The sequence below is a fragment of the Serratia odorifera genome, from assembly GCF_041448735.1.
In the GTDB taxonomy this organism is placed as follows: domain Bacteria; phylum Pseudomonadota; class Gammaproteobacteria; order Enterobacterales; family Enterobacteriaceae; genus Serratia_F; species Serratia_F odorifera.
Genome location: NZ_JBGMUT010000011.1, coordinates 99,070 through 122,427 on the forward strand (window position 1 = coordinate 99,070; position 23,358 = coordinate 122,427).

General features: G+C 55.9%; 23 protein-coding genes. 19 read left to right on the forward strand and 4 right to left on the reverse strand.

What is annotated here, in order from left to right:
• Positions 1–35: 35 nt before the first annotated feature.
• A complete protein-coding gene (fsa, locus tag ACCC84_RS20315) occupies positions 36–701 on the forward strand; it encodes a fructose-6-phosphate aldolase (RefSeq protein ID WP_004957638.1) in 666 nt (221 codons plus the stop codon).
• 36 nt (positions 702–737) lie between these two features.
• Here the strand turns inward: fsa and ACCC84_RS20320 are convergent, their stop codons facing one another.
• Positions 738–1,574 carry a dienelactone hydrolase family protein gene (locus ACCC84_RS20320; protein WP_039991570.1) on the reverse strand — a complete coding sequence of 279 codons (837 nt, stop codon included), beginning with the start codon at positions 1,572–1,574 and terminating at the stop codon, positions 738–740.
• A gap of 270 nt (positions 1,575–1,844) precedes the next feature.
• Between ACCC84_RS20320 and udp the strand changes: the two genes are divergently transcribed.
• The 11 genes from udp to tatD all read left to right on the forward strand — a co-directional run bounded on the left by udp (position 1,845) and on the right by tatD (position 11,489).
• Complete coding sequence (gene udp / locus ACCC84_RS20325; RefSeq protein ID WP_004957645.1) at positions 1,845–2,606, forward strand: uridine phosphorylase; 762 nt, start codon at positions 1,845–1,847, stop codon at positions 2,604–2,606.
• A 151-nt stretch (positions 2,607–2,757) separates the two neighbouring features.
• Complete coding sequence (locus ACCC84_RS20330) at positions 2,758–3,540, forward strand: tyrosine-protein phosphatase (RefSeq protein WP_039991571.1); 783 nt, start codon at positions 2,758–2,760, stop codon at positions 3,538–3,540.
• Between the two features lie 96 nt (positions 3,541–3,636).
• On the forward strand, positions 3,637–4,167 hold the full coding sequence (locus ACCC84_RS20335; protein ID WP_039991574.1) for a DedA family protein: 531 nt from the start codon (positions 3,637–3,639) through the stop codon (positions 4,165–4,167).
• A 138-nt stretch (positions 4,168–4,305) separates the two neighbouring features.
• The gene (gene rmuC, locus ACCC84_RS20340) at positions 4,306–5,853 is read left to right on the forward strand and encodes a DNA recombination protein RmuC (RefSeq protein WP_273868732.1); all 1,548 of its coding nucleotides are present in this window, start codon (positions 4,306–4,308) and stop codon (positions 5,851–5,853) included.
• Positions 5,854–5,932: 79 nt separating this feature from the next.
• Positions 5,933–6,688: a bifunctional demethylmenaquinone methyltransferase/2-methoxy-6-polyprenyl-1,4-benzoquinol methylase UbiE gene (gene ubiE, locus ACCC84_RS20345; RefSeq protein ID WP_004957660.1), complete on the forward strand. Its 756-nt coding sequence runs from the start codon at positions 5,933–5,935 to the stop codon at positions 6,686–6,688.
• A gap of 13 nt (positions 6,689–6,701) precedes the next feature.
• Positions 6,702–7,310: a ubiquinone biosynthesis protein UbiJ gene (gene ubiJ / locus ACCC84_RS20350; protein ID WP_371902213.1), complete on the forward strand. Its 609-nt coding sequence runs from the start codon at positions 6,702–6,704 to the stop codon at positions 7,308–7,310.
• Positions 7,307–8,938: a ubiquinone biosynthesis regulatory protein kinase UbiB gene (ubiB, locus tag ACCC84_RS20355; RefSeq protein ID WP_004957665.1), complete on the forward strand. Its 1,632-nt coding sequence runs from the start codon at positions 7,307–7,309 to the stop codon at positions 8,936–8,938. Before ubiJ ends, ubiB begins: the two co-directional genes overlap by 4 nt.
• 134 nt (positions 8,939–9,072) lie before the next feature.
• Positions 9,073–9,333, forward strand: coding sequence for a Sec-independent protein translocase subunit TatA (gene tatA, locus ACCC84_RS20360; RefSeq protein ID WP_088499812.1), 261 nt, complete (start codon positions 9,073–9,075; stop codon positions 9,331–9,333).
• A gap of 3 nt (positions 9,334–9,336) precedes the next feature.
• Positions 9,337–9,882, forward strand: coding sequence for a Sec-independent protein translocase protein TatB (tatB, locus tag ACCC84_RS20365; protein ID WP_371902214.1), 546 nt, complete (start codon positions 9,337–9,339; stop codon positions 9,880–9,882).
• Positions 9,883–9,885: 3 nt separating this feature from the next.
• The gene (gene tatC, locus ACCC84_RS20370) at positions 9,886–10,656 is read left to right on the forward strand and encodes a Sec-independent protein translocase subunit TatC (protein ID WP_004957672.1); all 771 of its coding nucleotides are present in this window, start codon (positions 9,886–9,888) and stop codon (positions 10,654–10,656) included.
• Positions 10,657–10,706: 50 nt separating this feature from the next.
• Positions 10,707–11,489 (forward strand): 3'-5' ssDNA/RNA exonuclease TatD, encoded by a 783-nt coding sequence (gene tatD / locus ACCC84_RS20375; protein ID WP_273868742.1) that lies wholly within the window; start codon positions 10,707–10,709, stop codon positions 11,487–11,489.
• 37 nt (positions 11,490–11,526) lie between these two features.
• Here the strand turns inward: tatD and rfaH are convergent, their stop codons facing one another.
• Positions 11,527–12,015, reverse strand: a complete 489-nt coding sequence (gene rfaH, locus ACCC84_RS20380; protein ID WP_004957680.1) for a transcription/translation regulatory transformer protein RfaH — start codon at positions 12,013–12,015, stop codon at positions 11,527–11,529.
• 243 nt (positions 12,016–12,258) lie between these two features.
• Here rfaH and pepE point away from each other — a divergent pair, with 243 nt between their 5' ends.
• From pepE to fre, 3 genes are all read left to right on the forward strand, one after another.
• On the forward strand, positions 12,259–12,984 hold the full coding sequence (gene pepE, locus ACCC84_RS20385; protein WP_004957683.1) for a dipeptidase PepE: 726 nt from the start codon (positions 12,259–12,261) through the stop codon (positions 12,982–12,984).
• Positions 12,985–13,073: 89 nt separating this feature from the next.
• The gene (gene ubiD / locus ACCC84_RS20390) at positions 13,074–14,570 is read left to right on the forward strand and encodes a 4-hydroxy-3-polyprenylbenzoate decarboxylase (protein ID WP_088499811.1); all 1,497 of its coding nucleotides are present in this window, start codon (positions 13,074–13,076) and stop codon (positions 14,568–14,570) included.
• Between the two features lie 174 nt (positions 14,571–14,744).
• Entirely contained in the window at positions 14,745–15,446 is a 702-nt protein-coding gene (gene fre / locus ACCC84_RS20395) for an NAD(P)H-flavin reductase (RefSeq protein ID WP_198774051.1), read from the forward strand.
• Between the two features lie 163 nt (positions 15,447–15,609).
• On the opposite strand, the gene fadA is transcribed toward fre, so the two are convergent.
• Together fadA and fadB are read right to left on the reverse strand one after the other, a co-directional pair.
• Positions 15,610–16,773 carry an acetyl-CoA C-acyltransferase FadA gene (gene fadA, locus ACCC84_RS20400; protein WP_039992518.1) on the reverse strand — a complete coding sequence of 388 codons (1,164 nt, stop codon included), beginning with the start codon at positions 16,771–16,773 and terminating at the stop codon, positions 15,610–15,612.
• A 10-nt stretch (positions 16,774–16,783) separates the two neighbouring features.
• Positions 16,784–18,973, reverse strand: coding sequence for a fatty acid oxidation complex subunit alpha FadB (gene fadB, locus ACCC84_RS20405; RefSeq protein WP_004957696.1), 2,190 nt, complete (start codon positions 18,971–18,973; stop codon positions 16,784–16,786).
• 299 nt (positions 18,974–19,272) lie between these two features.
• On the opposite strand from fadB, the gene pepQ reads away from it, so the two are divergent.
• Genes pepQ through hemG form a run of 4 tightly spaced genes read left to right on the forward strand, consistent with a single transcriptional unit; the run spans position 19,273 to position 23,258 of the window.
• Entirely contained in the window at positions 19,273–20,604 is a 1,332-nt protein-coding gene (gene pepQ, locus ACCC84_RS20410) for a Xaa-Pro dipeptidase (RefSeq protein WP_004957700.1), read from the forward strand.
• On the forward strand, positions 20,604–21,218 hold the full coding sequence (locus ACCC84_RS20415) for an IMPACT family protein (protein WP_088499810.1): 615 nt from the start codon (positions 20,604–20,606) through the stop codon (positions 21,216–21,218). Before pepQ ends, ACCC84_RS20415 begins: the two co-directional genes overlap by 1 nt.
• 35 nt (positions 21,219–21,253) lie before the next feature.
• Positions 21,254–22,705 (forward strand): Trk system potassium transporter TrkH, encoded by a 1,452-nt coding sequence (trkH, locus tag ACCC84_RS20420; RefSeq protein WP_004957707.1) that lies wholly within the window; start codon positions 21,254–21,256, stop codon positions 22,703–22,705.
• A 19-nt stretch (positions 22,706–22,724) separates the two neighbouring features.
• A complete protein-coding gene (hemG, locus tag ACCC84_RS20425) occupies positions 22,725–23,258 on the forward strand; it encodes a menaquinone-dependent protoporphyrinogen IX dehydrogenase (RefSeq protein WP_004957712.1) in 534 nt (177 codons plus the stop codon).
• Positions 23,259–23,358: the final 100 nt, after the last annotated feature.

Sequence of the window (23,358 nt, forward strand, 5' to 3'; positions counted from 1 at the left end):
GGGCGCGTTGGCACCCTATTTTTTGGAGAACATCGATGGAACTCTATCTCGATACCGCCGACGTCGGCGCAGTAAAACGGCTGGCACGTATTCTGCCTTTGCAGGGCGTAACCACCAATCCGAGCATTATTGCCAGCTCACGCACCAGTCTGTGGGAGGTGTTACCGGCGCTGCATGAAGCGTTAGGGGGAGAGGGCAGACTATTTGCCCAGACCATGGCAAACAATGCGCCGCAGATAGTCGAAGAGGCGCTACGCCTGAATGAACGGGTGCCGGGGCTGGTGGTGAAGGTGCCGGTGACCGCGGAAGGGCTGGCGGCGATCAAGACGTTAAAAAGCTTGGCGATACCTACCTTGGGCACCGCGGTTTATGGTGCGGCACAAGGGCTGCTGTCGGTATTGGCCGGGGCGGACTATGTGGCGCCGTATGTTAATCGCATCGATGCGCAGGGAGGCAACGGCATTGCCACCGTCGCAGAGCTGCAGCAGTTACTGGAACGTCACGCTGCGCAAGCGAAGGTATTGGCTGCCAGTTTCAAAACCCCGCGTCAGGCATTGGATTGCCTGCTGGCGGGGTGCGGGGCGATAACCTTGCCACCGGAAATTGCGCAGCAGTTTATTAATGCGCCTGCGGTACAGGCGGCGGTGGTCAAGTTTGAGCAGGATTGGCAGGCGGCATTTGGCACGCTGCAACTGGAGTAACTCTCAGGGCCCGGCGTGGCCGAGCCCGTGCGGTGCTTATTTCACCCCCACCACGCCATGCTGGATAAACCAGTCCAGCATGCGTTGCCAGCCGTCCTGCGCCGATTCGGCATGGTAACTGGGGCGGTAATCGGCGTTAAACGCGTGGCCCGCTTGCGGATAGACCACGATGTCGGCATCCGCGTTGGCGGCGCGGATCGCCTGGCGCATACTTTCCACCGTTTCCTGCGGGATACTGCCGTCCTGCCCGCCGTATAACCCCAATACCGGCGCCGTCAGCTGTGTGGCGATATCCACCGGGTGTTTCGGTGAGTTGAGGGTTTTCTCTCCCACCAATTTGCCGTACCAGGCGACGGCGGCTTTCAGTTGCGGGTTATGCGCCGCATACAACCAGGTAATGCGCCCACCCCAGCAAAAACCGGTGATCGCCAACTTGCTGGCATCGCCACCATGGCGTATGGCCCAATTGGCGGTATGATCCAAATCGATCAGCACTTGCTTATCTGGCACTTTGCTGACCAGTTTTTGCAGCAGTTCGCTGATATCGCTGTAATCTCGTGCTTCACCCTGGCGGAAATACAGCTCAGGCGCGATCGCCAGATAGCCCTCTTTAGCCAGCCGGCGGCACAGATCCTGAATATGCTGATGAACGCCGAAGATTTCCTGTACCACCAGTACCACCGGGAAGGGGCCGTTATGAGCGGCCGGTTTGGCGATAAAGGCCGGCAGGTCGTCACCCTGTGACGGAATGGTGGTTTCACCCGCATGAATGCCTGCGTCGTCAGTATAAACAGTGGTTGCAGCCAACGGCGTGGTGGCCGGATTAAAACCCTCTTTGGCCTGTTTTAATGTCATCACGTATTCGGTTTTCATTGCGGTCTCCATGCAAGAGAAAAGCAGTTCTGCAAGTAACTATAGGTAAGATTGCGCCCGGTTGTCATCGTGGTGCGTGTGCCTGTAGTGGCTAGACTTGGACAAAACGCAGCGGTGAGAACGGCCATTTCTGTGATATAAATCACAAAAATTATGTAGATCGTAATTCGTTTCTTTATTGGTGGTGATGTTGGTCACGAAAAAGGGCGTTGATTTTCAGTAGAGTACTTTTTTGTTCCTCCCAATAATCTGATCTATGAGGAGTCTCTTATGTCTCAGTCTGATGTTTTCCATCTCGGCCTCACCAAAAATGATTTACAAGGGGCTCAGCTTGCGATTGTTCCTGGCGATCCGCAGCGTGTAGAGAAAATCGCCAAATTGATGGAAAACCCAGTGCATCTGGCGTCCCATCGTGAATTCACCTCATGGCGTGCAGAATTGGACGGCAAAGCGGTTATCGTTTGCTCGACTGGCATCGGCGGCCCTTCCACTTCTATCGCAGTAGAGGAATTGGCGCAACTGGGCATTCGCACTTTCCTGCGCATTGGTACTACTGGCGCGATTCAGCCGCATATCAACGTCGGTGATGTGCTGGTGACCACGGCGGCGGTACGCCTTGACGGTGCCAGCCTGCATTTTGCGCCAATGGAATTCCCGGCGGTAGCGGACTTCGCCTGCACCACCGCGTTGGTTGAAGCAGCCAAAGCCAGCGGTGCCAACACGCATATTGGCGTGACCGCGTCCTCCGATACTTTCTACCCGGGCCAGGAACGTTATGATACCTATTCCGGTCGCGTGGTCAGCCGGTTCAAAGGCTCGATGGAAGAGTGGCAATCCATGGGCGTAATGAACTATGAAATGGAATCCGCGACGCTGTTGACCATGTGCGCCAGTCAGGGCCTGCGTGCCGGTATGGTGGCCGGCGTGATCGTTAACCGTACCCAGCAGGAAATTCCGAATGCGGAAACCATGAAGCAAACCGAAAGCCATGCGGTGCAAATCGTGGTGGACGCGGCGCGTCGCCTGCTGTAATCCTCCAATGCAACGGGCCCTCACGCGGCCCGTTTCTCCATTCAGGCGTAATCTGTTACGGTGGTCTTCTCCGGCGTCGGCAGATCGTCATGATTGCCGCGTTGTCTTGGCACCGCTGGTGCTTTCTTCGACAATAATCAAGAGGATGTCTATGACTGCCCAGATTCTGCTTCATCCTTCACTTGCGCCGCTTGACGGTGGTATCAACTTCCGTGACTTGGGCGGCAACAGCGTGGCCGATGGCCGCCGTATCAAACGCGGTTTACTGTTTCGTTCCGGTTCGCTCGAACGGTTGACCGAAAATGACTGTACCTTTCTGGCCGGCGTGCCGGTACGGTCAGTGCTCGACTATCGCGATGCCGACGAAGTACAAGCCAAACCGGATGTGCTGTGGAGCGGTGCCGATTACCACCATTTCCCGGCCAACCCGTTGAGCAACGAGGTTAACGCCAACCTGGAAAGCCTGACCAGCGAAACCCTGGCAAACTTTGACGCGCGGGCCTTCATGCTGGAACTGTATCGTCGATTGCCGTTTGGCAATGCGGCATATCGGCAGTTGGCCAACCTGCTGGCGCAGCCGGACGCCGGCGCTATTGTTCAGCACTGTGCGGTGGGCAAGGACCGTACCGGCATCGGTTCGGCACTGGTGTTGTTCGCGCTGGGGGCAGACCGGGCCACGGTTGTGGAAGACTATCTGCTGACGGAAACCACGCTGGCCAGCTTCCGCGAACATATGCTGGATCAGCTGTCCATTCGCCTGAACGACGCGGCGCTGGCGCAGTTTGCCTTCGTATTGAGCGCTCGCGAAGAGTTCCTGATGACTGCGCTTGGCTGCATCGATACACAGTACGGCAGCACCGATCGCTGGCTGGAAGCGGAGTACGGGCTGGGGGACAGCCAGCGCGAAACCCTGCGGGCGCACTATCTGGAATAGTCGTACAGCAAGCGCAATGTTTAGCCGGGGTTTAACCAACGTCGGCGGGCATTGCGTATCCTTGGGCAAAGGATATCCGGTATCAAGGAGACGGGTTTGAATCTGAACGACATTATCCACTGGGTCAGCGAAGTCGTGCGGCAGCACGAGGGCTGGGCCATTCCCATCATTTTCTTCCTGGCTTTTGGCGAATCGCTGGCGTTTCTGTCGCTGTTGCTGCCAGCCACGGTGATCCTGCTGGCGTTGGGGGCGCTGATTGGCGAAAGCGGCATTGCGTTCTGGCCGATTTGGGCTGCCGCGGCGGCGGGCGCCTTTTTTGGCGATTGGCTTTCCTATTGGGTCGGCTACCATTATCAGCAGCGGGTGGCGCATATGTGGCCGCTGTCACGCAATCCGCAACTGCTGGTGCGTGGCCACGCGTTTTTTGAACGCTGGGGCGTGCTCGGCATCTTCTTCGGGCGCTTCTTTGGCCCCCTGCGCGCCGTAGTGCCGCTGGTCGGCGGCATCTGTGCCATGCCGCAGCGCTATTTTCAATTGGCCAATATTACCTCGGCGATGATTTGGGCGTTCGGCATTCTTGCGCCGGGCGCATTTGGTATCAAGTGGCTAAGCCAGTGGTTTGGTTAGCGCTTTTGCTGTTTGCTCAGCGTTTCGCATTATTACCTGCAACATGCAAATCAGGCTGGACATCCATACAGTCTCCCCTTAACGTGACCGCAGCGGGCGTGTTACGCGCTGGAATAGAACAGGGTAACGGGAGGCAGGGTGGATACCAGTCTGATTTACGGTATTGGCGGGAGCGTGGTCGGCTTATTGCTCGGGTGGTTGATCGCCAATTTGCGGGTTCAGCAAAATCAGGCGCAGCACGAAACCGAACTGCGCCTGCTGGAGCAGTCGCTGCATCAGGCGCAGCAGGACATCACGCTGCGCCAGGAAACGCTACAGCGCCAGGAACAGCAGTTGCGGCAAAACGATCTCGAGCTGCGCAACGTGCACGGGCAACTGGCGGCGACGCAGGAAAAGCTGAGCCAGCTCGAGCACTGGCGCAACGAATGCGAACTGCTGAATCAGGAACTGCGCGCCCAGCGTGAGGTGAACAGCGTGCAGGAAGCCGAGCTGCGCGAAGTCACTATCCGTCTGGAAGAAACGCGCATGGCCGCAGAGGAAAAACAGCGCCTGCTGATCAATAGCGAGCAGCGTCTGACTACCCAGTTCGAAAACCTGGCCAACCGAATATTTGAGCACAGCGGTCGTAAAGTGGATGAACAGAACAGGCAGAGTCTGGATCGCCTGCTGCTGCCGCTGCGTGAACAGCTCGACGGTTTCCGCCGCCAGGTGCAGGACAGCTTTGGTCAGGAGGCACGGGAGCGCCATACCCTGACGCATGAAATCCGTAATCTGCAACAGTTGAATGCCCAGATGGCTCGGGAGGCGATCAACCTCACCAAGGCGTTGAAAGGGGATAACAAAACCCAGGGCAATTGGGGCGAGGTGGTGCTGAGCCGGGTACTCGAAGCGTCCGGCCTGCGCGAAGGTCATGAATACGAAACCCAGGTCAACGTGCGGCTGGATCACCAGAGTCGTATGCAGCCGGACGTAATAGTGCGGTTGCCGCAGGGGAAAGACGTGGTGATCGACGCCAAAATGTCGCTGGTGGCCTACGAGCGCTATTTCAACAGCGAAGACGACGCGGAGCGAGAAGCGGCGTTGAGCGAACATATCGCATCGCTGCGCGGGCATATTCGTTTGCTGGGCCGCAAGGATTATCAGCAATTACCGGGCTTGCGCTCGCTCGATTACGTGCTGATGTTTATCCCGGTCGAACCGGCCTTCCTGTTGGCGATAGATCGGGAGCCCGAATTGATCAGCGAAGCGCTGAAGCACAATATCATGCTGGTTAGTCCGACCACGCTGCTGGTGGCGTTACGTACCATCACCAACCTGTGGCGCTATGAGCATCAGAGCCAGAACGCCCAGCGTATCGCCGATCGTGCTGCGCGGTTGTATGACAAAATGCGGCTGTTTGTCGATGATATGTCGGCGTTGGGGCAAAGCCTCGACAAAGCGCAGGGGAGCTATCGCCAGGCGATGAACAAACTGAGTGAAGGCCGTGGTAATCTTATCGGCCAGACTGAAGGTTTCCGCGCGCTGGGGGTCGAAGTAAAACGCCCGATCAACCCGCTGTTGGCGCAGCAGGCCAGCGCTCAGGATCGGGGGGATTCGCCGGCGGCGGACGAGGAACACATCAGCGCGCTGTCAGAAGCCCATGATGACCAGGACGGCCGGGAATCACGCCACGCATCGCAAGGCTGAACGCCGCTGCAAGGTGGGGTATTTCGCCGGGTTCTGGTACACTCCACAACACAAAATTGACTGAATAGCAGGCAGGACAATGGCAGATCAATCGCAGGAAACCACCGATTTCGGTTTTCGCACCGTAGCCCGTGAAGAAAAACAGGCCATGGTTGCTGACGTTTTTCACTCGGTAGCCGCAAAATATGACGTGATGAACGATCTGATGTCGTTTGGCATCCATCGTGTCTGGAAGCGTTTTACCATCGATTGCAGCGGCGTGCGCCGGGGCCAGCGCGTGCTGGATCTGGCCGGCGGTACTGGCGACCTGGCCGCCAAGTTCTCCCGCATGGTGGGTGAACAAGGGCAGGTGGTGCTGGCGGATATCAACGAATCGATGCTGAAGATGGGCCGCGAAAAACTGCGCGACCGTGGCATTGTCGGCAACATCAGCTATGTGCAGGCCAACGCCGAAGCGCTGCCGTTCCCGGACAACTATTTCGATTGCATTACCATTTCCTTCGGGTTGCGCAACGTCACCGACAAAGACAAGGCACTGCGTTCCATGTTCCGCGTCCTGAAGCCGGGCGGCCGTCTGCTGGTGCTGGAGTTTTCCAAGCCGCTGCTGGAGCCGTTGAGCAAAGCCTACGACGCCTACTCCTTCCACGTATTGCCGAAGATTGGCGAACTGGTGGTGAAAGATCCGGACAGTTACCGTTACCTGGCCGAGTCGATTCGCATGCATCCGGATCAGGAAACGCTGAAAGGCATGATGCAGACCGCCGGTTTTGAAAACGTCAGCTATTTCAACCTGACCGGCGGCATTGTCGCTTTACATCGCGGCTTCAAGTTCTGATATGGATATGCCGATGCTGTTAACCCCCTTGCTGACCGGCGTGCTGGAAACCACGCTCAATAGTCTGCTGTTCCGCGATCGTAGCATGAAGATGGCCCGTCAGCGCTTGGCCGGCAAAGTGCTGCGTATCGAACTGCAAGAGTTTTCCTCGCCGCTGATACTGATCTTCAGCGAGCAGCGGGTAGACGTGCTCGGCCAATCGGAAGACAGCGCCGACTGTACGGTGCAAAGCCGAATACCGGTGCTGCTGAAGTTGCGCGATCGTCAGCAGCTGTCACCGCTGATGCGTAGCGGCGAGCTGATTGTCGAAGGCGATATACAGGTTGTCCAACAACTGGTGGGATTACTCGATCTGGCTGAATGGGATCCGGCGGAATGGCTGGCTCCTTACGTCGGCGATATCGCAGCGCAAGGTATCACCCAGGTGTTCGGCAAAGGCGCCGGCCTGCTTAGAGCGGGGGTGCAAAGCCAACTGCATTACGTGGCGGAAACGTTGACCGAAGAATGGCGCGTGGCGCCAGGTTCCCTGGAAGTCGTGTGGTTCAATGAAGAAGTGGATGCGGTGAGCCGCGATGTTGAATCCCTGTTAGTCCGCATGGACAAGTTGGAGGGTAAGCGATGACCCCTGGCGAACTACGCCGCCTGTATTTGATCGTGCGTGTTTTTCTCAGTTATGGCCTGGATGAACTGATTCCCAGGATACGGCTGACGCTGCCGTTGCGTATTGGTCGCCGTCTGCTGTTCTGGATGCCAAATCGTCACAAGGACAAACCGTTGGGCGAGCGTTTACGGCTGGCATTGCAAGAGCTGGGCCCGGTATGGATCAAGTTTGGCCAGATGATGTCGACGCGGCGTGATTTGTTCCCGCCGCAGATTGCCGATCAACTGACCCTGTTGCAGGATCGGGTAGCGCCGTTTGACGGCGCGTTGGCGCGCCAGCATATTGAACTGGCGATGGGGGGCCCACTGGAACAATGGTTTGACGATTTTGACCAGCAGGCGCTGGCCTCCGCCTCCATTGCCCAGGTGCATACCGCGCGCTTGAAAAGCAACGGTCAGGAAGTGGTGCTGAAGGTGATTCGTCCCGATATTGGGCCGATTATCAAGGCCGATGTACGCCTGATGTACCGTTTGGCCGGCTGGGTGCCGAAGCTGTTGCCGGACGGCCGCCGTCTGCGCCCGCGTGAAGTGGTGCGCGAATATGAAAAGACCCTGCTGGATGAGTTGAACCTGCTGCGTGAAGCGGCGAACGCCATCCAACTGCGCCGTAATTTTGAAGGCAGCCCGATGCTGTACGTGCCGGAAGTCTATTCGGACTACTGTCGCGAAAGTGTGCTGGTGATGGAACGCATCTATGGCATACCGGTTTCCGATATCCCTACGCTGGAAAAGCAGGGCACCAACATGAAGCTGCTGGCAGAACGTGGTGTCCAGGTATTCTTTACCCAGGTGTTCCGTGACAGCTTTTTCCACGCCGACATGCACCCAGGCAACATATTTGTCAGCTACGAACATCCGGAAGATCCATGCTATATCGGCATCGACTGCGGCATCGTCGGTTCCCTTAACAAAGACGACAAGCGCTATCTCGCTGAAAACTTTATTGCTTTCTTTAACCGGGATTATCGCAAGGTGGCGGAGTTGCACGTTGATTCCGGCTGGGTACCGCGTGATACCAACGTCGAGGACTTTGAGTTTGCCATTCGCACCGTATGCGAGCCCATTTTCGAAAAGCCGCTGGCGGAAATATCTTTCGGCAACGTATTACTGAACTTGTTTAATACCGCGCGCCGTTTCAATATGGAAGTCCAGCCGCAACTGGTGTTATTACAGAAGACCTTGTTGTATGTTGAAGGTCTGGGGCGGCAGCTCTACCCGCAACTGGATCTGTGGACCACGGCGAAGCCGTTCCTGGAAAGCTGGCTGCGCGATCAGGTCGGCATCCCCGCAGTGGTGCGCGCGCTGAAGGAAAAAGCCCCGTTCTGGGCGGAGAAACTTCCTGAATTACCTGAATTATTTTATGACAGTTTGCAACAGCACAAACTGTTGCAACAAAGCGTCGATAAGCTGACTCACCAAATGCAGGCGCAGCGCGTTCGCCAAGGCCAATCACGTTATTTGTTCGGCGTTGGCGCTACACTGTTAGTCAGTGGCACGATGCTACTGTTGGGGGGCACCGAGGTGCTCCCGGCCTGGATGATGGCCGGCGGAGTCGTCGCCTGGCTAGTGGGTTGGAAACGCGCGAGCTGAATATATTCCCCTTTGCCCACGTTCTCGGTGCCGCTGTATGACGAGAATGGCGCTGAGGGGCTCGTAACCTGGTTAAAAATTGCCGTATAATGCGGCAAATTGAAATAACCCCTGTAAAGATAGAGGTAATTGGAATGGGCGGTATTAGTATTTGGCAATTGTTGATCATCGCAGTGATCGTGGTGCTGCTGTTCGGTACCAATAAACTCCGTACTCTGGGGTCAGATCTCGGTGCATCAATCAAGGGCTTCAAAAAAGCGATTGGCGATGATAATACACCGCCAGCGAACACCACTGAAAAAAACAGTCACGATGCTGACTTTACGGCTAAGCCTATCACCGATAAGCAGCCGGAAGCGAAAACTGAAGAGTCGAAGAACAAAGAGCAGGTATAAACCGTGTTTGACATTGGGTTTAGTGAACTGCTGCTGGTATTGGTAATCGGTTTGGTGGTGCTTGGGCCGGAACGATTGCCAGTCGCGGTAAGAACGGTTGCGGGCTGGATCCGCGCGCTACGTTCGCTGGCCGCGTCGGTGCAAAACGAACTGTCTCAAGAGTTGAAGCTGCAAGAACTGCAGGACAGTTTGAAAAAGGCCGAGCAGGCCGGGTTGCAGAATCTGACGCCAGAGCTGAAGGCATCGATGGATGAACTGAAAGATGCGGCTGAATCGCTGAAACGCTCGTATACCGACCATGGCGATGACCCTGCTCCGACGATTCATAATCCGCTGGTAACCGAGCCGGAGGCGCTACATGACGGCGTCACCCCTGCTGAGGCGGCAAGTAGCGTGACGGCTCCGGCCGCCACGCCTAAAGCAGTGGAAAATTCGCCGCCGGTAGCGCCGCCTGAGTCGCTGCCGGCTGCCGAACACGCGACCAAGGCCAGCATCGAACCTGTTGTGGGTAAAACCCCTGCGTCTCACCAACCTAATGGCGATCGTTAAAACATGGCTGTTGAAGAAACCCAGCCGCTTATCAGTCATCTGATTGAACTGCGTAAGCGTCTGTTGAACTCGATTATCAGCGTACTGGTGATTTTTATCGCATTGGTGTTTTTTGCCAATGATATTTACCAGCTGGTTTCTGCACCGTTAATCAAGCAGCTGCCCGCAGGGGCCAGTATGATAGCCACCGACGTGGCCTCGCCTTTCTTTACGCCGATCAAACTGACGATGATTGTTTCGGTGTTCGTTTCTGCCCCGGTCATTCTGTATCAGGTTTGGGCATTTATCGCTCCGGCGCTGTATAAACACGAACGTCGCCTGATGATGCCGCTGCTGTTTTCCAGCAGCCTGCTGTTCTATCTGGGCATGGCATTTGCCTATTTCATCGTGTTCCCGCTGGCGTTTGGTTTTTTTGCCAAAACCGCGCCGGTTGGCGTACTGATTGCTACCGATATCAATAACTATCTTGATTTCGTCATGGCGCTGTTTATGGCCTTTGGCGTGGCGTTTGAAGTGCCGGTGGCAATCATTCTACTTTGCTGGAGCGGTGTCACCACGCCTGAAGATCTGCGCAAGAAGCGGCCTTACGTTCTGGTCGGGGCTTTTGTGGTAGGAATGCTGCTGACGCCGCCGGACGTATTTTCGCAAACTCTGTTGGCGATCCCGATGTACCTGTTGTTTGAAGTCGGGGTGTTCTGCGCCAGGTTCTACGTTGGCAAGCGCCGGCCACAGCCGGAAGAAGAAGACGAGGGTGATGAGCACCCGGTGCCTTGATCTGTTTCTCTGAACCGCCCTGATTGGGCGGTTTTTGCTTTGGAAAAACCATGTTTGATATTGGCGTTAATCTGACCAGTTCTCAATTTGCCAAAGATGGCGCACAGGTAGTGGATCGCGCGCGTCAGGCTGGCGTAACCGGTATGCTGATAACCGGCACCTGCGTACAGGATAGTCTGGCCGCCAGCGCGCTGGCGCAAGATTATCGCGATTATTGCTGGTCGACTGCCGGTGTGCATCCTCATCATGCCAGTGAATGGAATACGCAGACCGCCGAGCAGCTACGGGCGTTGGCCGGTAGGCCAGAGGTGGTGGCAATCGGTGAATGTGGATTGGATTTCAATCGAAACTTTTCTACGCCCGACCAACAGGAAGCGGCATTCAGCGCGCAGTTGGCGTTAGCTGCCGATTTGCAGATGCCGGTGTTTCTGCATTGCCGTGAAGCGCACTCGCGATTTGTTGCACTGCTGTCGCCATGGCTGGATAAATTGCCCGCTGCCGTAGTGCATTGTTTTACCGGTACGGCAGAAGAGTTAACGGACTGTTTGTCCCTTGGGTTGTCCGTCGGCATTACCGGCTGGGTATGCGACGAGCGGCGTGGATTGGCGTTGCGCGCATTATTGCCGCAGATCCCGGCGGACCGTTTGCTGTTGGAAACCGATGCTCCCTATCTGCTGCCACGGGATTTACAGCCCAAACCGGCATCTCGCCGCAACGAACCGGGTTTTTTGCCCCACCTTGTCCGACAGGTCGCCGCCTGGCGGCAGGAAGATCCTCAGTGGCTGGGGCAGATAACCGATCAAAATGCGCGCCGCATCTTCCAATTGACCTGAGTAAGCCGCTATCGGGCACAAAACACGCCCGCTACGTTTACATTTTTTCGAACTGGCGATTATCCAGGCTTTGTGTGACCTGTTTATTGATCAGGTTAAGTAGCAGCATCGAGCGAGCTTCACCGTCGGGTTCGGTGTAAATCGCGTGCAGCCCTTCGAACACGCCGTCGGTAATCAGCACGGTATCGCCCGGCTGTGGCGTTTCCGGATCGACATAGCTGTCGCTGGTATGTGCCCGCAGTTCTTCTATTACCTTGAGTGGAATCATCGTCGGTAGTGAACCGAAACGCACAAAGTGGCTGACGCCGCGCGTGGCGCTGATGGTGGTGGTATGGATGCGCTCAGGGTCAAATTCCACAAACAGGTAATTGGGGAACAGGGGTTCGCTGACCGCGGTACGTTTGCCACGCACGATTTTTTCCAGCGTAATGATCGGACTCAGGCAGTTCACCGCCTGCCGTTCCAAATGTTCCTGCGCCCGCAACAGCTGGCCGCGTTTGCAATACAGTAGATACCAAGATTCCATAATTTCACATGCCTTTCAGTCAGCAGGTAAGCATAACAAAAGCTATTACGGATACCTAGTGAAGCGAATTCGCGCGCTATGTGCGTCTATCTGTTTGAATTGGCAGCTTTTGCGCCTTGTCACACTCTTTGCCAACCTGCTCGGGTATAACAGGGGGCTAAAAATTTGTTACCGTGACAGTATGGCAAGCTGGCGCTGTTGCCTATGTGACGCTATTCATCATTCTACGAACGAGGGAGAGAAATGGAGCTATTTCTGCTGAGTAACGGCAAACTTTCAGGTGAATCCGAACTGTTGGGGTATGCCAAGCCTCAGTTGCGGGCGATGATTGAGCGCCGTAACATCACTTCAGCGCTGTTGATTCCCTATGCGCTTATCCGCAGTGATTACGATCAAAGGGCCGAGGAATTGGCACAAACGCTGGGTATCGCGGTCAGCAGCATTCATCATGCGGCATCGCCGGCAGCGGCTATCGAGCAGGCTGAATGTATTCTGATCAGCGGCGGTAATACCTGGATGCTGAACCAGCAACTGCATGAGCAGGGGCTGATCGTGCCTATCCAGCGTGCGGTACGCGAGCGTAATGTGCCTTATGTCGGCTGGAGCGCCGGTTGTAACGTGGCGACGCCAAGTATTCGCACCACCAATGATATGCCGGTGCGCAACAGCGTGGTGTTGCCGGCGCTGGGGCTGTTTCCGCTGCAAATCAACCCGCACTATATTGACGCGCATATCAGCGGCCATATGGGGGAAACGCGTGATGAACGTTTGGCGGAGTTCTGTGCGGTGAATCCGAGTGAATCGGTGGTGGCGTTGCGTGAGGGCAGTCTGCTGCGAGTCAGCGGCAACGATCTGCATTATTTCAGCGCGCGCGAGCAGGGTTTCAAGATTTTCCGCCATGGGCAGGAGCCGCAGGAATATCACGATACGCTGGCATTGCGCCCGCTGGTGTCGTTTGATTGTCACTGACAGAGTGTCGAAGCATCGCCCTTTGTTTAACAAAATTGCAGCAACAACCGTGAAGAGGGCTTATAATGCCCTCCTCACTGGCCGTTATAATGATCAGCATGAAATACCGTGACTTACGCGATTTCCTCTCGTTGCTGGAAAAGAGAGGGGAACTAAAACGCATCAGCCAGCCGATCGATCCCTATCTGGAAATGACAGAAATTGCCGATCGCACGTTGCGTGCGGGCGGCCCGGCGCTGCTGTTCGAAAACCCGAAAGGTTACGACATGCCGGTGCTGTGCAATCTGTTCGGCACCGCCAATCGCGTGGCGATGGGCATGGGCCAGGAAGACGTCAGCGCGCTGCGTGACGTGGGCAAGTTGCTGGCTTTCCTGAAAGAGCCAGAGCCGCCGAAAGGCTTCCGCGATCTGTTCGACAAGATGCCGAAGTTTAAACAAGTACTGAATATGCCGACCAAGGTATTGGGTTCCGCACCCTGTCAGGAGCAGGTGTGGCAAGGGGATGACGTCGATCTCGGCCGCATTCCGGTGATGCATTGCTGGCCGGAAGACGCCGCGCCGCTGATCACCTGGGGCCTGACCGTTACCCGTGGGCCGCACAAGGAGCGTCAAAATCTTGGTATCTATCGTCAGCAGGTGCTGGGTAAGAACAAGGTCATCATGCGCTGGCTGTCGCATCGTGGCGGCGCGCTGGATTATCTGGAATGGTGTCAGGCGCATCCCGGTGAGCGTTTCCCGGTGGCGGTGGCGTTGGGAGCCGATCCGGCGACCATTCTTGGTGCGGTGACGCCGGTGCCGGACAACCTGTCCGAATACGCCTTCGCCGGGCTGTTGCGCGGTAACAAGACCGAAGTGGTCAAGTGCATCTCCAACGATCTCGAAGTCCCTGCCAGTGCGGAAATCGTCCTTGAAGGCTATATCGAGCCGGGCGAGATGGCACCTGAAGGCCCGTACGGTGACCATACCGGTTATTACAACGAGATCGACCATTTCCCAGTATTCACCGTCACCCATATCACCCAGCGTCGCGATGCCATTTATCATTCGACTTACACTGGCCGTCCACCGGACGAGCCGGCAGTAATGGGGGTGGCGCTGAACGAAGTGTTCGTGCCGATCCTGCAAAAGCAGTTCCCGGAAATCGTCGACTTCTATTTGCCGCCGGAGGGCTGTTCGTACCGCCTGGCCGTGGTGACCATCAAAAAACAGTATCCTGGTCACGCCAAGCGAGTGATGATGGGGGTCTGGTCGTTCCTGCGTCAGTTTATGTACACCAAGTTTGTCATTATCTGCGACGACGACGTCAACGCACGTGACTGGAATGATGTGATTTGGGCGATCACCACACGAATGGATCCGGCAAGGGATACCGTGATGGTGGAGAATACGCCAATCGATTATCTGGACTTCGCCTCGCCGGTTTCCGGGCTGGGATCGAAGATGGGGCTGGACGCCACCAATAAATGGCCGGGTGAAACCCAGCGCGAGTGGGGCCGTCCGATCCAGATGGATGAAAAGGTGCGCGCGCGCGTCGATGAAATCTGGGATGAGCTCGCAATTTTCAGTGACAGAGAACCGACATTATAATGTAGCCAACGTAATTGGAGTGGCATTGCGGCGGTAACGCAACGCATTCCTGACCGCTTACTCGCGTAAGAGGCTGGGGTGTGTGGGGAAGCCAACGAAGATGCGGCTGCAACTATGGTGGGTATGTCAGGCTTTGTTCTCAGTTTTGCATAGATGACCCGACAGAGGGAACGCATGACAATATTGAGCTGTACAGTGACCTCGGTAGAGGCCATTACCGATACCGTTTATCGGGTACGTCTGGTGCCGGAAGCGCCGGTTTCATTCAAGGCAGGACAATATCTGATGGTGGTGATGGACGAGCGCGACAAGCGTCCGTTTTCGCTGGCCTCAACCCCGAAGCAGCAGGATTATATCGAGCTGCACATCGGCGCATCAGAACTGAATCTGTATGCCATGGCGGTGATGGATCGTATCTTGAAAGAGCAGGCGATTAACGTGGATATGCCGCACGGCGATGCCTGGCTGCGTGAAGACGGCAGTCGTCCGCTGGTGTTGATTGCCGGCGGCACCGGTTTTTCCTACGCGCGTTCGATCTTGCTGACCGCGTTGGAACAGCAGCCTAATCGCGAGGTTTCCATCTATTGGGGCGGGCGCGAACTGAAGCATCTGTACGATCTGAGCGAACTGGAAGCGCTGTCGCTGCAACACCCCAACCTGAACGTGATCCCGGTGGTCGAACAGCCTGAAGCCGAGTGGCGTGGCCGTAGCGGTACCGTGTTGAGCGCAGTATTGCAGGATTTCGGTTCGCTGGCAGGGCATGATATTTATATTGCCGGTCGGTTTGAAATGGCGAAGATTGCACGTGAACGTTTCTGTGCTGAACGCGGTGCACAAGAAGCGCGCATGTTCGGCGATGCCTTTTCGTTTATTTGATCGACATGTGATGTATCAGTAGGGTGGCCCGGCGCTGCCCTATTTTTTTGCCTGTACCAAACGGCAGGCATAAAAAACCCGCCCCTGACAGGCGGGAAGTACGGCAACAAAACGTGCGCGACGACCCGGCATTGGCTGCCGGAATCGCCGAAGATAGACACAGCTATACGCGTTCAAATACCGTGGCGATCCCCTGACCCAGGCCGATGCACATGGTCGCCAGACCAAACTGCACGTCCCGGCGCTCCATCAGGTTCAGCAAGGTGGTAGAAATACGCGATCCGGAGCAGCCCAATGGGTGCCCAAGGGCGATGGCGCCGCCGTTCAGGTTGACCTTGTCATCGAGGCTGTCGAGCAACCCCAGATCCTTGATGCAGGGCAATGACTGAGCGGCAAAGGCTTCGTTCAGTTCGAACAGGCCAATGTCCTGTATGCTCAGACCGGCGCGCTTTAGCGCCAGTTGGCTGGCGGGTACCGGGCCATAACCCATGATGGAAGGATCGCAGCCGACCACCGCCATCGAGCGGATGCGTGCCCGCGCTTTCAGGCCGAGCGCGTTGGCACGTGACTCACTCATAAGCAGCATGGCGGATGCACCATCGGACAGGGCTGACGACGTACCGGCAGTAACCGTTCCGTTGACCGGATCAAAGGCCGGACGCAGTGCGGCCAGACTTTCGACGGTCGTTTCTGGGCGGATTACTTCGTCATAGTCGTAGCGGGTCAGCACCCCGTCGGCATCGTGGCCGGTGGTGGCAATGATTTCCGCTTTAAAGTGGCCAGACTGGGTTGCCGCATAGGCGCGCTGATGCGAGCGGGCAGCAAACTCATCCTGCATTTGACGGCTGATATTATGCATCTTGGCCAGCATTTCGGCGGTCAGCCCCATCATGCCGGCGGCTTTCGCTACCGATCGGCTCAGTCCGGGGTGAAAATCCACGCCGTGGTTCATCGGCACGTGACCCATGTGTTCCACGCCGCCAATCAGACTGACATGCGCGTCGCCCACCATAATGGCGCGTGCGGCGTCATGCAGCGCCTGCATGGAGGAGCCGCACAGGCGGTTGACCGTCACCGCCGGCACGGTATGTGGGATCTCCGCCAGTAATGCGGCGTTACGGGCGATGTTAAAACCCTGTTCCAGGGTTTGCTGTACGCAGCCCCAATAAATGTCATCAATGGCCGTGGCGTCCAGCGCCGGGTTGCGGCTCAGTACGGCACGCATCAGGTGGGCCGACAGATCTTCGGCGCGAACCTGCCGGAAAGCCCCCCCTTTGGAACGGCCCATCGGCGTGCGAACGGCATCAACAATCACTACATTTTCCATCTTTACGACCTCATGCCGGTTGGCCAGTGGCGACATCGGTGAGTGGTTCTGCCACCGGGTAGTAGCTTTCATTACGTTCGGCTTTGGCGCGCAAGCCGGCCGGAACTTCATACAGTGCGCCCAGATGCGCGTAACGCTGTGCCATGTCCAGGTAATTGGCGCTGCCCAGGGTATCCAGGTAGCGGAAAACGCCGCCGTGGAACGGCGGGAAGCCGATGCCGTATACCAGCGCCATATCCGCTTCGGCCGGGCTGGCGATAATGCCTTCCTCAAGGCAGCGCACTACTTCGTTGATCATCGGGATCATCATGCGGGCAATGATTTCTTCGCCACTGATGTTCTGGCGTGGTTGGCTGACGTCGGCCAGCAGTGCATCCGTTTGCTCGTCGTTGTCTTTGCGTGGCTTGCCTTTGCTGTCCTGACTGTAGCGGTAGAAACCCAACTGGTTTTTCTGGCCGAAACGCTGGTTGTCGAACATGACGTCCACCGCGTCGCGGTAGTTTTTTGCCATACGTTCCGGGAACCCGGCGGCCATCACCGCCTGGGCGTGGTGCGCGGTATCAATGCCCACCACGTCAAGCAGATACGCCGGGCCCATTGGCCAACCGAACTGTTTCTCCATTACTTTATCAACCGTGCGGAAGTCCGCGCCGTCACGCAGCAGCAGGCTGAAGCCGGCAAAGTAGGGGAACAGCACACGGTTAACAAAGAACCCTGGACAATCGTTGACGACAATCGGCGTTTTTCCCATGCGTGAAGCGTAAGACACCACCGCAGCGATGGTGCTGTCGCTAGTGTGCTCGCCGCGAATGATTTCGACCAATGGCATGCGATGCACCGGATTAAAGAAGTGCATGCCGCAGAAGTTCTGCGGTCGCTTGAGCGATTTGGCCAATTCGTTAATCGGAATGGTCGAGGTATTGGAGGCCAGCACGGTCTGTTCACCAATCAGGGCTTCTACTTCTGACAGTACGGCAGCCTTGACCTTCGGGTTTTCTACCACGGCTTCGACAATCACCTGCGCCCGCTCGATCCCGGCGTAGTCCAGCGTCGGCTGAATGGTGGCCAGTACGCCGGCCATCTTCATGCCGTCCAGCTTGCCGCGCTCCAACTGTTTGTTCAGCAGTTTGGCCGCTTCGCTCATGCCGAGCGCCAATGATTTCTCATTAATGTCCTTCATGATCACTGGCACGCCTTTCAGCGCGGACTGGTAGGCAATGCCGCCGCCCATGATACCGGCACCCAGTACTGCCGCCTGCTTTGGCGCTTCCTGCTTATTGGCCAGTTTTTTCGCCTGGCTTTTAACGAACTGATCGTTCAGGAAGATGCCGACCAGTGCACGTGCCTCGTTGGAGCGCGCCAATGGCACAAAACTGGCAGTTTCCAGTTTCAACGCGTCGTTGCGCCCCATCCTGGCCGCTGCTTCAATGGTTTTTACCGCGGTCATTGGCGCAGGATAATGTTTGCCGGCAGTTTGCAGCACCATGCCCTTGGCCGTGGTGAAACTCATCGCGGCTTCTATTGGGCTTAATTTCAACGGCTCAAGTTTAGGTCGGCGGTAGGCACGCCAGTCGAGCTGACCTTCTATCGCCTGTTGCAGCATTTTCAGCGCCGCGTCCGCCAGTTTTTCAGGCGCGACGACGGCATCCACCAGGCCGACTTTCAGCGCGTCTTTGGCGCTGATGTCTTTACCGGCGGCAATAATTTCCAGCGCACTGTCATTACCCAGCAGTCGTGGCAGACGCACGGAGCCGCCGAAGCCCGGCATGATGCCCAGCCGGGTTTCCGGCAGGCCGATACGTGCATCCGGCGACGCCACGCGGAAATCCGTTGCCAACACGCATTCGCAGCCGCCGCCCAGCGCATAGCCATTGATGGCCGAAATGGTCGGTACCGGCAGATCTTCCAGACGGTTAAAGATGGCATTGGCAAAATTCAGCCATTGTTCGAGCTTTTCTGCCGGTGCGGCAAACAGTGACAGAAATTCGGTGATGTCGGCACCGACAATAAATGCGGCTTTATTGGAGCGCAGCAGCAGACCCTTCAGCGCAGTTTGCTTTTCCAGCACTGCGAGCGCTTCGCCCAGCGCCGCCACGGTGCGGGTGTCCAGTTTGTTGACTGAACCGGGGGCATCGAACACCAGCTCGGCGATGCCGTTATCGAGCCAGTGCAGTTGTAAGGTTTCGCCTTGGTAGAGCATGTCTATCTCCTGAATCAGCGCATGTGATCTGGTATGACCAGATGAGGCTGAGTGTGGTTTTTATGTTAACAATATGCAAATGGAACATTGCGTTTTTGCAGCGCCGATCACAGCGAGATAATTTAATATTTTGATTTTTATGATTATTATTTTTATATGTTTGGCCACGCTACCCGCAGGTTTCATCACGGCTGGGCTCGTTTGCGAGGCGTTTCGCCTGCCTGGCGAGGGAGGGTTGGAGCGCAGAATCAGTGTGTTAAGATGGCGCATTCCGATCTCGAGGACATAAGGGTACTGTGATGGAAACGCTGGCTTCTTTGTATAATGACCACCTGGCTGAACTGCAACGACGTGCGCAGGAACTGTTAGCGCGTAATAATCTGGATGCGTTGCTGATTCATTCCGGTGAACTGCAACGGGTATTTCAGGATGACCACCATTACCCATTTAAAGTTAATGCGCACTTCAAGGCCTGGGTACCGGTAACCACGGTGCCGAACTGCTGGCTGTGGGTCGATGGCGTTAACAAACCGAAGCTGTGGTTCTATTCTCCAGTAGATTACTGGCATAGCGTCGAAGCGCTGCCAGACAGCTTCTGGACCAAGGCGATCGAACTGATGCCGTTGGCCAATGCCAGTGATATTGCCCAGCAGTTGCCACCGCAGCGTGAGCGAGTGGGGTACATTGGTTATGCTCAGCAACGCGCGCGTGATTTGGGCATCAGCGCAGAGAACATTAATCCGCAGGCGGTGCTGAATTACCTCGATTTTCACCGTTCGATCAAAACCGGTTACGAACAGGCATGCATGCGCGAAGCGCAGAAGACCGCGGTAATGGGTCATCGTGCGGCGCATGAAGCCTTCCTCTCCGGCATGAGCGAGTTCGACATCAATCTGGCCTATCTGACCGCCACGGGGCATCGCGATACCGATGTGCCTTACGACAACATTGTGGCGCTCAATGAACATGCTTCCGTACTGCACTATACCAAGCTGGATCACCAGCCACCGGCCGAGGTGCGCAGCTTCTTGATCGACGCCGGTGCCGAATACAACGGTTATGCGGCCGATTTGACACGTACCTATGCGGCGCAGAGCGGCAGTGATTTTGCCCAGTTGGTGAAAGATCTCAACGACGAGCAACTGGCGTTGATTGAAACCATCAAACCCGGCGTGCGTTACACGGATTATCATGTGCAGATGCATCAGCGTATTGCCAAGCTGTTGAAGAAACACCAACTGGTGAATGACATCAGTGAAGAAGCCATGGTGGAGCATGGCATTACCTGCCCGTTCCTGCCACATGGCCTGGGTCACCCGCTGGGTTTGCAGGTGCATGATGCCGCAGGTTTTATGCAGGATGAAAACGGCACGCATCTGGCTGCGCCGAGCAAGTATCCCTTCCTGCGTTGTACGCGTGTACTGCAACCGGGCATGGTGTTGACCATCGAACCGGGGTTGTACTTTATTGAATCGCTGCTGGCGCCATGGCGCGATGGTGAGTTCGGCAAGCACTTTGCCTGGGAACGCATCGAAGCGCTGAAGCCTTACGGTGGCATTCGTATTGAAGACAACATCATCATTCACGAAAAACGCGTAGAAAACATGACGCGCGATCTTAATCTGGCCTGATGCACGCTTACCCGATTCCTGCGGCCGTCATCAGCGTGAATGAAGAGATAAAAAAAAGCCGTTTTATTACTTTTTTGGCGCCGACCTGTGGAATAGATGCCGCCAAGGCATTTATTCTACAAGTCAAGGAAGAGCATCCGGCGGCCCGGCATCATTGCTGGGCCTTTGTTGCTGGCGCGCCGAGCGATTCGCAGCAATTGGGTTTTTCCGATGATGGAGAACCGTCTGGTACGGCGGGCAAACCCATTCTGGCCCAATTGATGGGTAGCGGCATTGGCGAAGTCACCGCGGTAGTGGTGCGCTATTACGGTGGTATCAAACTTGGCACCGGTGGTTTGGTTAAAGCCTATGGCAATGGCGTACAGCAGGCGTTGAAGCAACTGACGCTGATCAGCAAAGTACCGCAGTTGGAATATACTTTGCTGTGTGACTATGCGCAGTTGGCGCTGGTCGAAAATTTGTTGCAGCAAATGGAAGGGCAGATTTTGCACGGGGAGTATGGTGTGAAGGTGTTGTTGCACCTGGCGCTGCCGGCAACGGGGGTCGAGGCATTCGGCAATAAATTACGTGATCTGAGTCGCGGTAATTTGCAATTAGCCCCTATTTCGCAATAATCCCCCCCAACTGAATTGCTAAGGATCGTGCTGAAATGCATTTTCGCGCCATAACCCGTATCGTTGGTTTGTTGGTCATCTTATTCTCCGGGACGATGTTTATCCCTGGCTTGGTGGCGTTGATTTACCGTGACGGGGCCGGCCGGGCGTTTACACAGACCTTCTTTGTGGCGGTGACCATCGGGCTGATGCTGTGGTGGCCGAACCGGAAACAGAAAAACGAATTGAAACCCCGCGAGGGTTTTTTAATTGTCGTCCTGTTCTGGACGGTGCTGGGTAGCGTAGGGGCATTGCCTTTCCTGTTTTCCGAGCGGCCCAACCTTTCCCTTACCGATGCCTTCTTCGAGTCGTTCTCCGGCTTGACTACCACCGGCGCGACGACTCTGGTCGGCCTGGATTCATTGCCCAAGGCGATTTTATTCTATCGCCAGATGCTGCAGTGGATGGGCGGCATGGGGATCATCGTGCTGGCCGTGGCCATTTTGCCGATTCTCGGCGTCGGTGGCATGCAGCTTTACCGGGCCGAAATGCCTGGCCCGTTGAAAGACAACAAGATGCGGCCACGTATTGCCGAAACGGCGAAGACCTTGTGGCTGATTTACGTACTGTTGACCATCGCTTGCGCCTTGGCATTGTGGGGCGCCGGCATGTCGGTATTCGACGCCATTGGCCACAGTTTTTCAACCATCGCCATTGGCGGGTTTTCCACTCACGACGCCAGCATCGGTTATTACGCCAGTCCTACCATCAATACCATCATTGCGGTGTTCCTGCTGATATCAGGGTGTAACTACGGTTTGCACTTTGCATTGTTGAGCGGCCGAAACCTGAAGGTCTACTGGCGCGATCCGGAGTTTCGCATGTTCATCTTCGTGCAGCTTACGCTGGTGGTGGTCTGCACGGTGATACTTTGGTGGCATGGCGTTTATCAGTCTGGTCTGGAAACCATCAATCAGGCTTTCTTTCAGGTGGTATCAATGGCGACTACGGCCGGCTTTACGACCGACAGTATCGCCAAGTGGCCGCTGTTCTTGCCGATGTTGTTGCTGTGTTCAGCCTTCATCGGCGGCTGTGCCGGTTCGACCGGCGGCGGCCTGAAAGTGATCCGCATTTTGCTGCTGTATCTGCAAGGGTCGCGTGAACTGAAAAGATTGGTGCACCCCAATGCTGTCTATACCATCAAACTCGGTAACCGCGCGCTGCCGGAGCGTATCCTGGAGGCGGTATGGGGCTTCTTCTCTGCTTATGCTCTGGTGTTTATCATCAGTATGCTGGCGATCATCGCCACCGGTGTCGATGACTTCTCGGCGTTCGCCGCAGTGACTGCAACATTGAACAACCTGGGGCCGGGGCTGGGGGTGGTCGCGGACAACTTCACCACCATGCCACCGCCGGCAAAATGGATACTTGTATTGACCATGTTATTCGGCCGACTGGAAGTATTCACTCTGCTCGTTCTTTTCACGCCGACGTTCTGGCGTGAATGATCCTATAAGGAGTAACGCCATGAAGGCATTGATTCTGTATTCGAGCCGTGATGGGCAAACACGCGCTATTGCTTCTTATATAGCAAGCCAGCTGCAGGATACGCTGAGCTGTGACGTGATTGATTTGCTGCAGGCAGAGAATGTCGATCTTGAGCAGTATCAACGCGTCATGATCGGTGCATCTATTCGTTACGGTCATTTCCATCCGGCGTTGGATAAATTCGTCAAAGTTCATGCCGCGCGTTTGAATCAGATGCCGAGCGCTTTTTTCTCGGTGAACCTGACGGCGCGGAAACCGGAAAAGCGTTCGCCGCAGACTAACGGCTATACGCGCAAGTTCCTGCTTGCTTCGCCGTGGCGACCTACGCAGTGTGCGGTATTCGCCGGCGCATTGCGTTATCCGCGCTACCGCTGGTTCGATCGCATCATGATTCAATTTATTATGCGCATGACCGGCGGGGAAACGGATAGCAGTAAAGAAGTGGAATACACAAATTGGCAGGAAGTAGACCGCTTTGCCCAGGAATTCCGCCAGTTGCCGTACGAAAAGTAACGAAAACGCTGTCTTGTGCAGCGTTTTGTCGAAAAAAGCCGCGCTTGAAAAGTTTTTTGAAATTAGGGGTTGCGGCCTTCTGAGAACTCCCTATAATGCG

Excerpts from the sequence above, each read along its gene's own strand:
- fsa (WP_004957638.1), top strand. The coding sequence starts at position 36 with ATGGAACTCTATCTCGATACCGCCGACGTCGGCGCAGTAAAACGGCTG.
- ACCC84_RS20320 (WP_039991570.1), bottom strand. The coding sequence starts at position 1,574 with ATGAAAACCGAATACGTGATGACATTAAAACAGGCCAAAGAGGGTTTT.
- udp (WP_004957645.1), top strand. The coding sequence starts at position 1,845 with ATGTCTCAGTCTGATGTTTTCCATCTCGGCCTCACCAAAAATGATTTA.
- ACCC84_RS20330 (WP_039991571.1), top strand. The coding sequence starts at position 2,758 with ATGACTGCCCAGATTCTGCTTCATCCTTCACTTGCGCCGCTTGACGGT.
- ubiE (WP_004957660.1), top strand. The coding sequence starts at position 5,933 with ATGGCAGATCAATCGCAGGAAACCACCGATTTCGGTTTTCGCACCGTA.
- ubiJ (WP_371902213.1), top strand. The coding sequence starts at position 6,702 with ATGCTGTTAACCCCCTTGCTGACCGGCGTGCTGGAAACCACGCTCAAT.
- ubiB (WP_004957665.1), top strand. The coding sequence starts at position 7,307 with ATGACCCCTGGCGAACTACGCCGCCTGTATTTGATCGTGCGTGTTTTT.
- tatA (WP_088499812.1), top strand. The coding sequence starts at position 9,073 with ATGGGCGGTATTAGTATTTGGCAATTGTTGATCATCGCAGTGATCGTG.
- tatC (WP_004957672.1), top strand. The coding sequence starts at position 9,886 with ATGGCTGTTGAAGAAACCCAGCCGCTTATCAGTCATCTGATTGAACTG.
- tatD (WP_273868742.1), top strand. The coding sequence starts at position 10,707 with ATGTTTGATATTGGCGTTAATCTGACCAGTTCTCAATTTGCCAAAGAT.
- rfaH (WP_004957680.1), bottom strand. The coding sequence starts at position 12,015 with ATGGAATCTTGGTATCTACTGTATTGCAAACGCGGCCAGCTGTTGCGG.
- pepE (WP_004957683.1), top strand. The coding sequence starts at position 12,259 with ATGGAGCTATTTCTGCTGAGTAACGGCAAACTTTCAGGTGAATCCGAA.
- ubiD (WP_088499811.1), top strand. The coding sequence starts at position 13,074 with ATGATCAGCATGAAATACCGTGACTTACGCGATTTCCTCTCGTTGCTG.
- fre (WP_198774051.1), top strand. The coding sequence starts at position 14,745 with ATGACAATATTGAGCTGTACAGTGACCTCGGTAGAGGCCATTACCGAT.
- fadA (WP_039992518.1), bottom strand. The coding sequence starts at position 16,773 with ATGGAAAATGTAGTGATTGTTGATGCCGTTCGCACGCCGATGGGCCGT.
- fadB (WP_004957696.1), bottom strand. The coding sequence starts at position 18,973 with ATGCTCTACCAAGGCGAAACCTTACAACTGCACTGGCTCGATAACGGC.
- pepQ (WP_004957700.1), top strand. The coding sequence starts at position 19,273 with ATGGAAACGCTGGCTTCTTTGTATAATGACCACCTGGCTGAACTGCAA.
- ACCC84_RS20415 (WP_088499810.1), top strand. The coding sequence starts at position 20,604 with ATGCACGCTTACCCGATTCCTGCGGCCGTCATCAGCGTGAATGAAGAG.
- trkH (WP_004957707.1), top strand. The coding sequence starts at position 21,254 with ATGCATTTTCGCGCCATAACCCGTATCGTTGGTTTGTTGGTCATCTTA.
- hemG (WP_004957712.1), top strand. The coding sequence starts at position 22,725 with ATGAAGGCATTGATTCTGTATTCGAGCCGTGATGGGCAAACACGCGCT.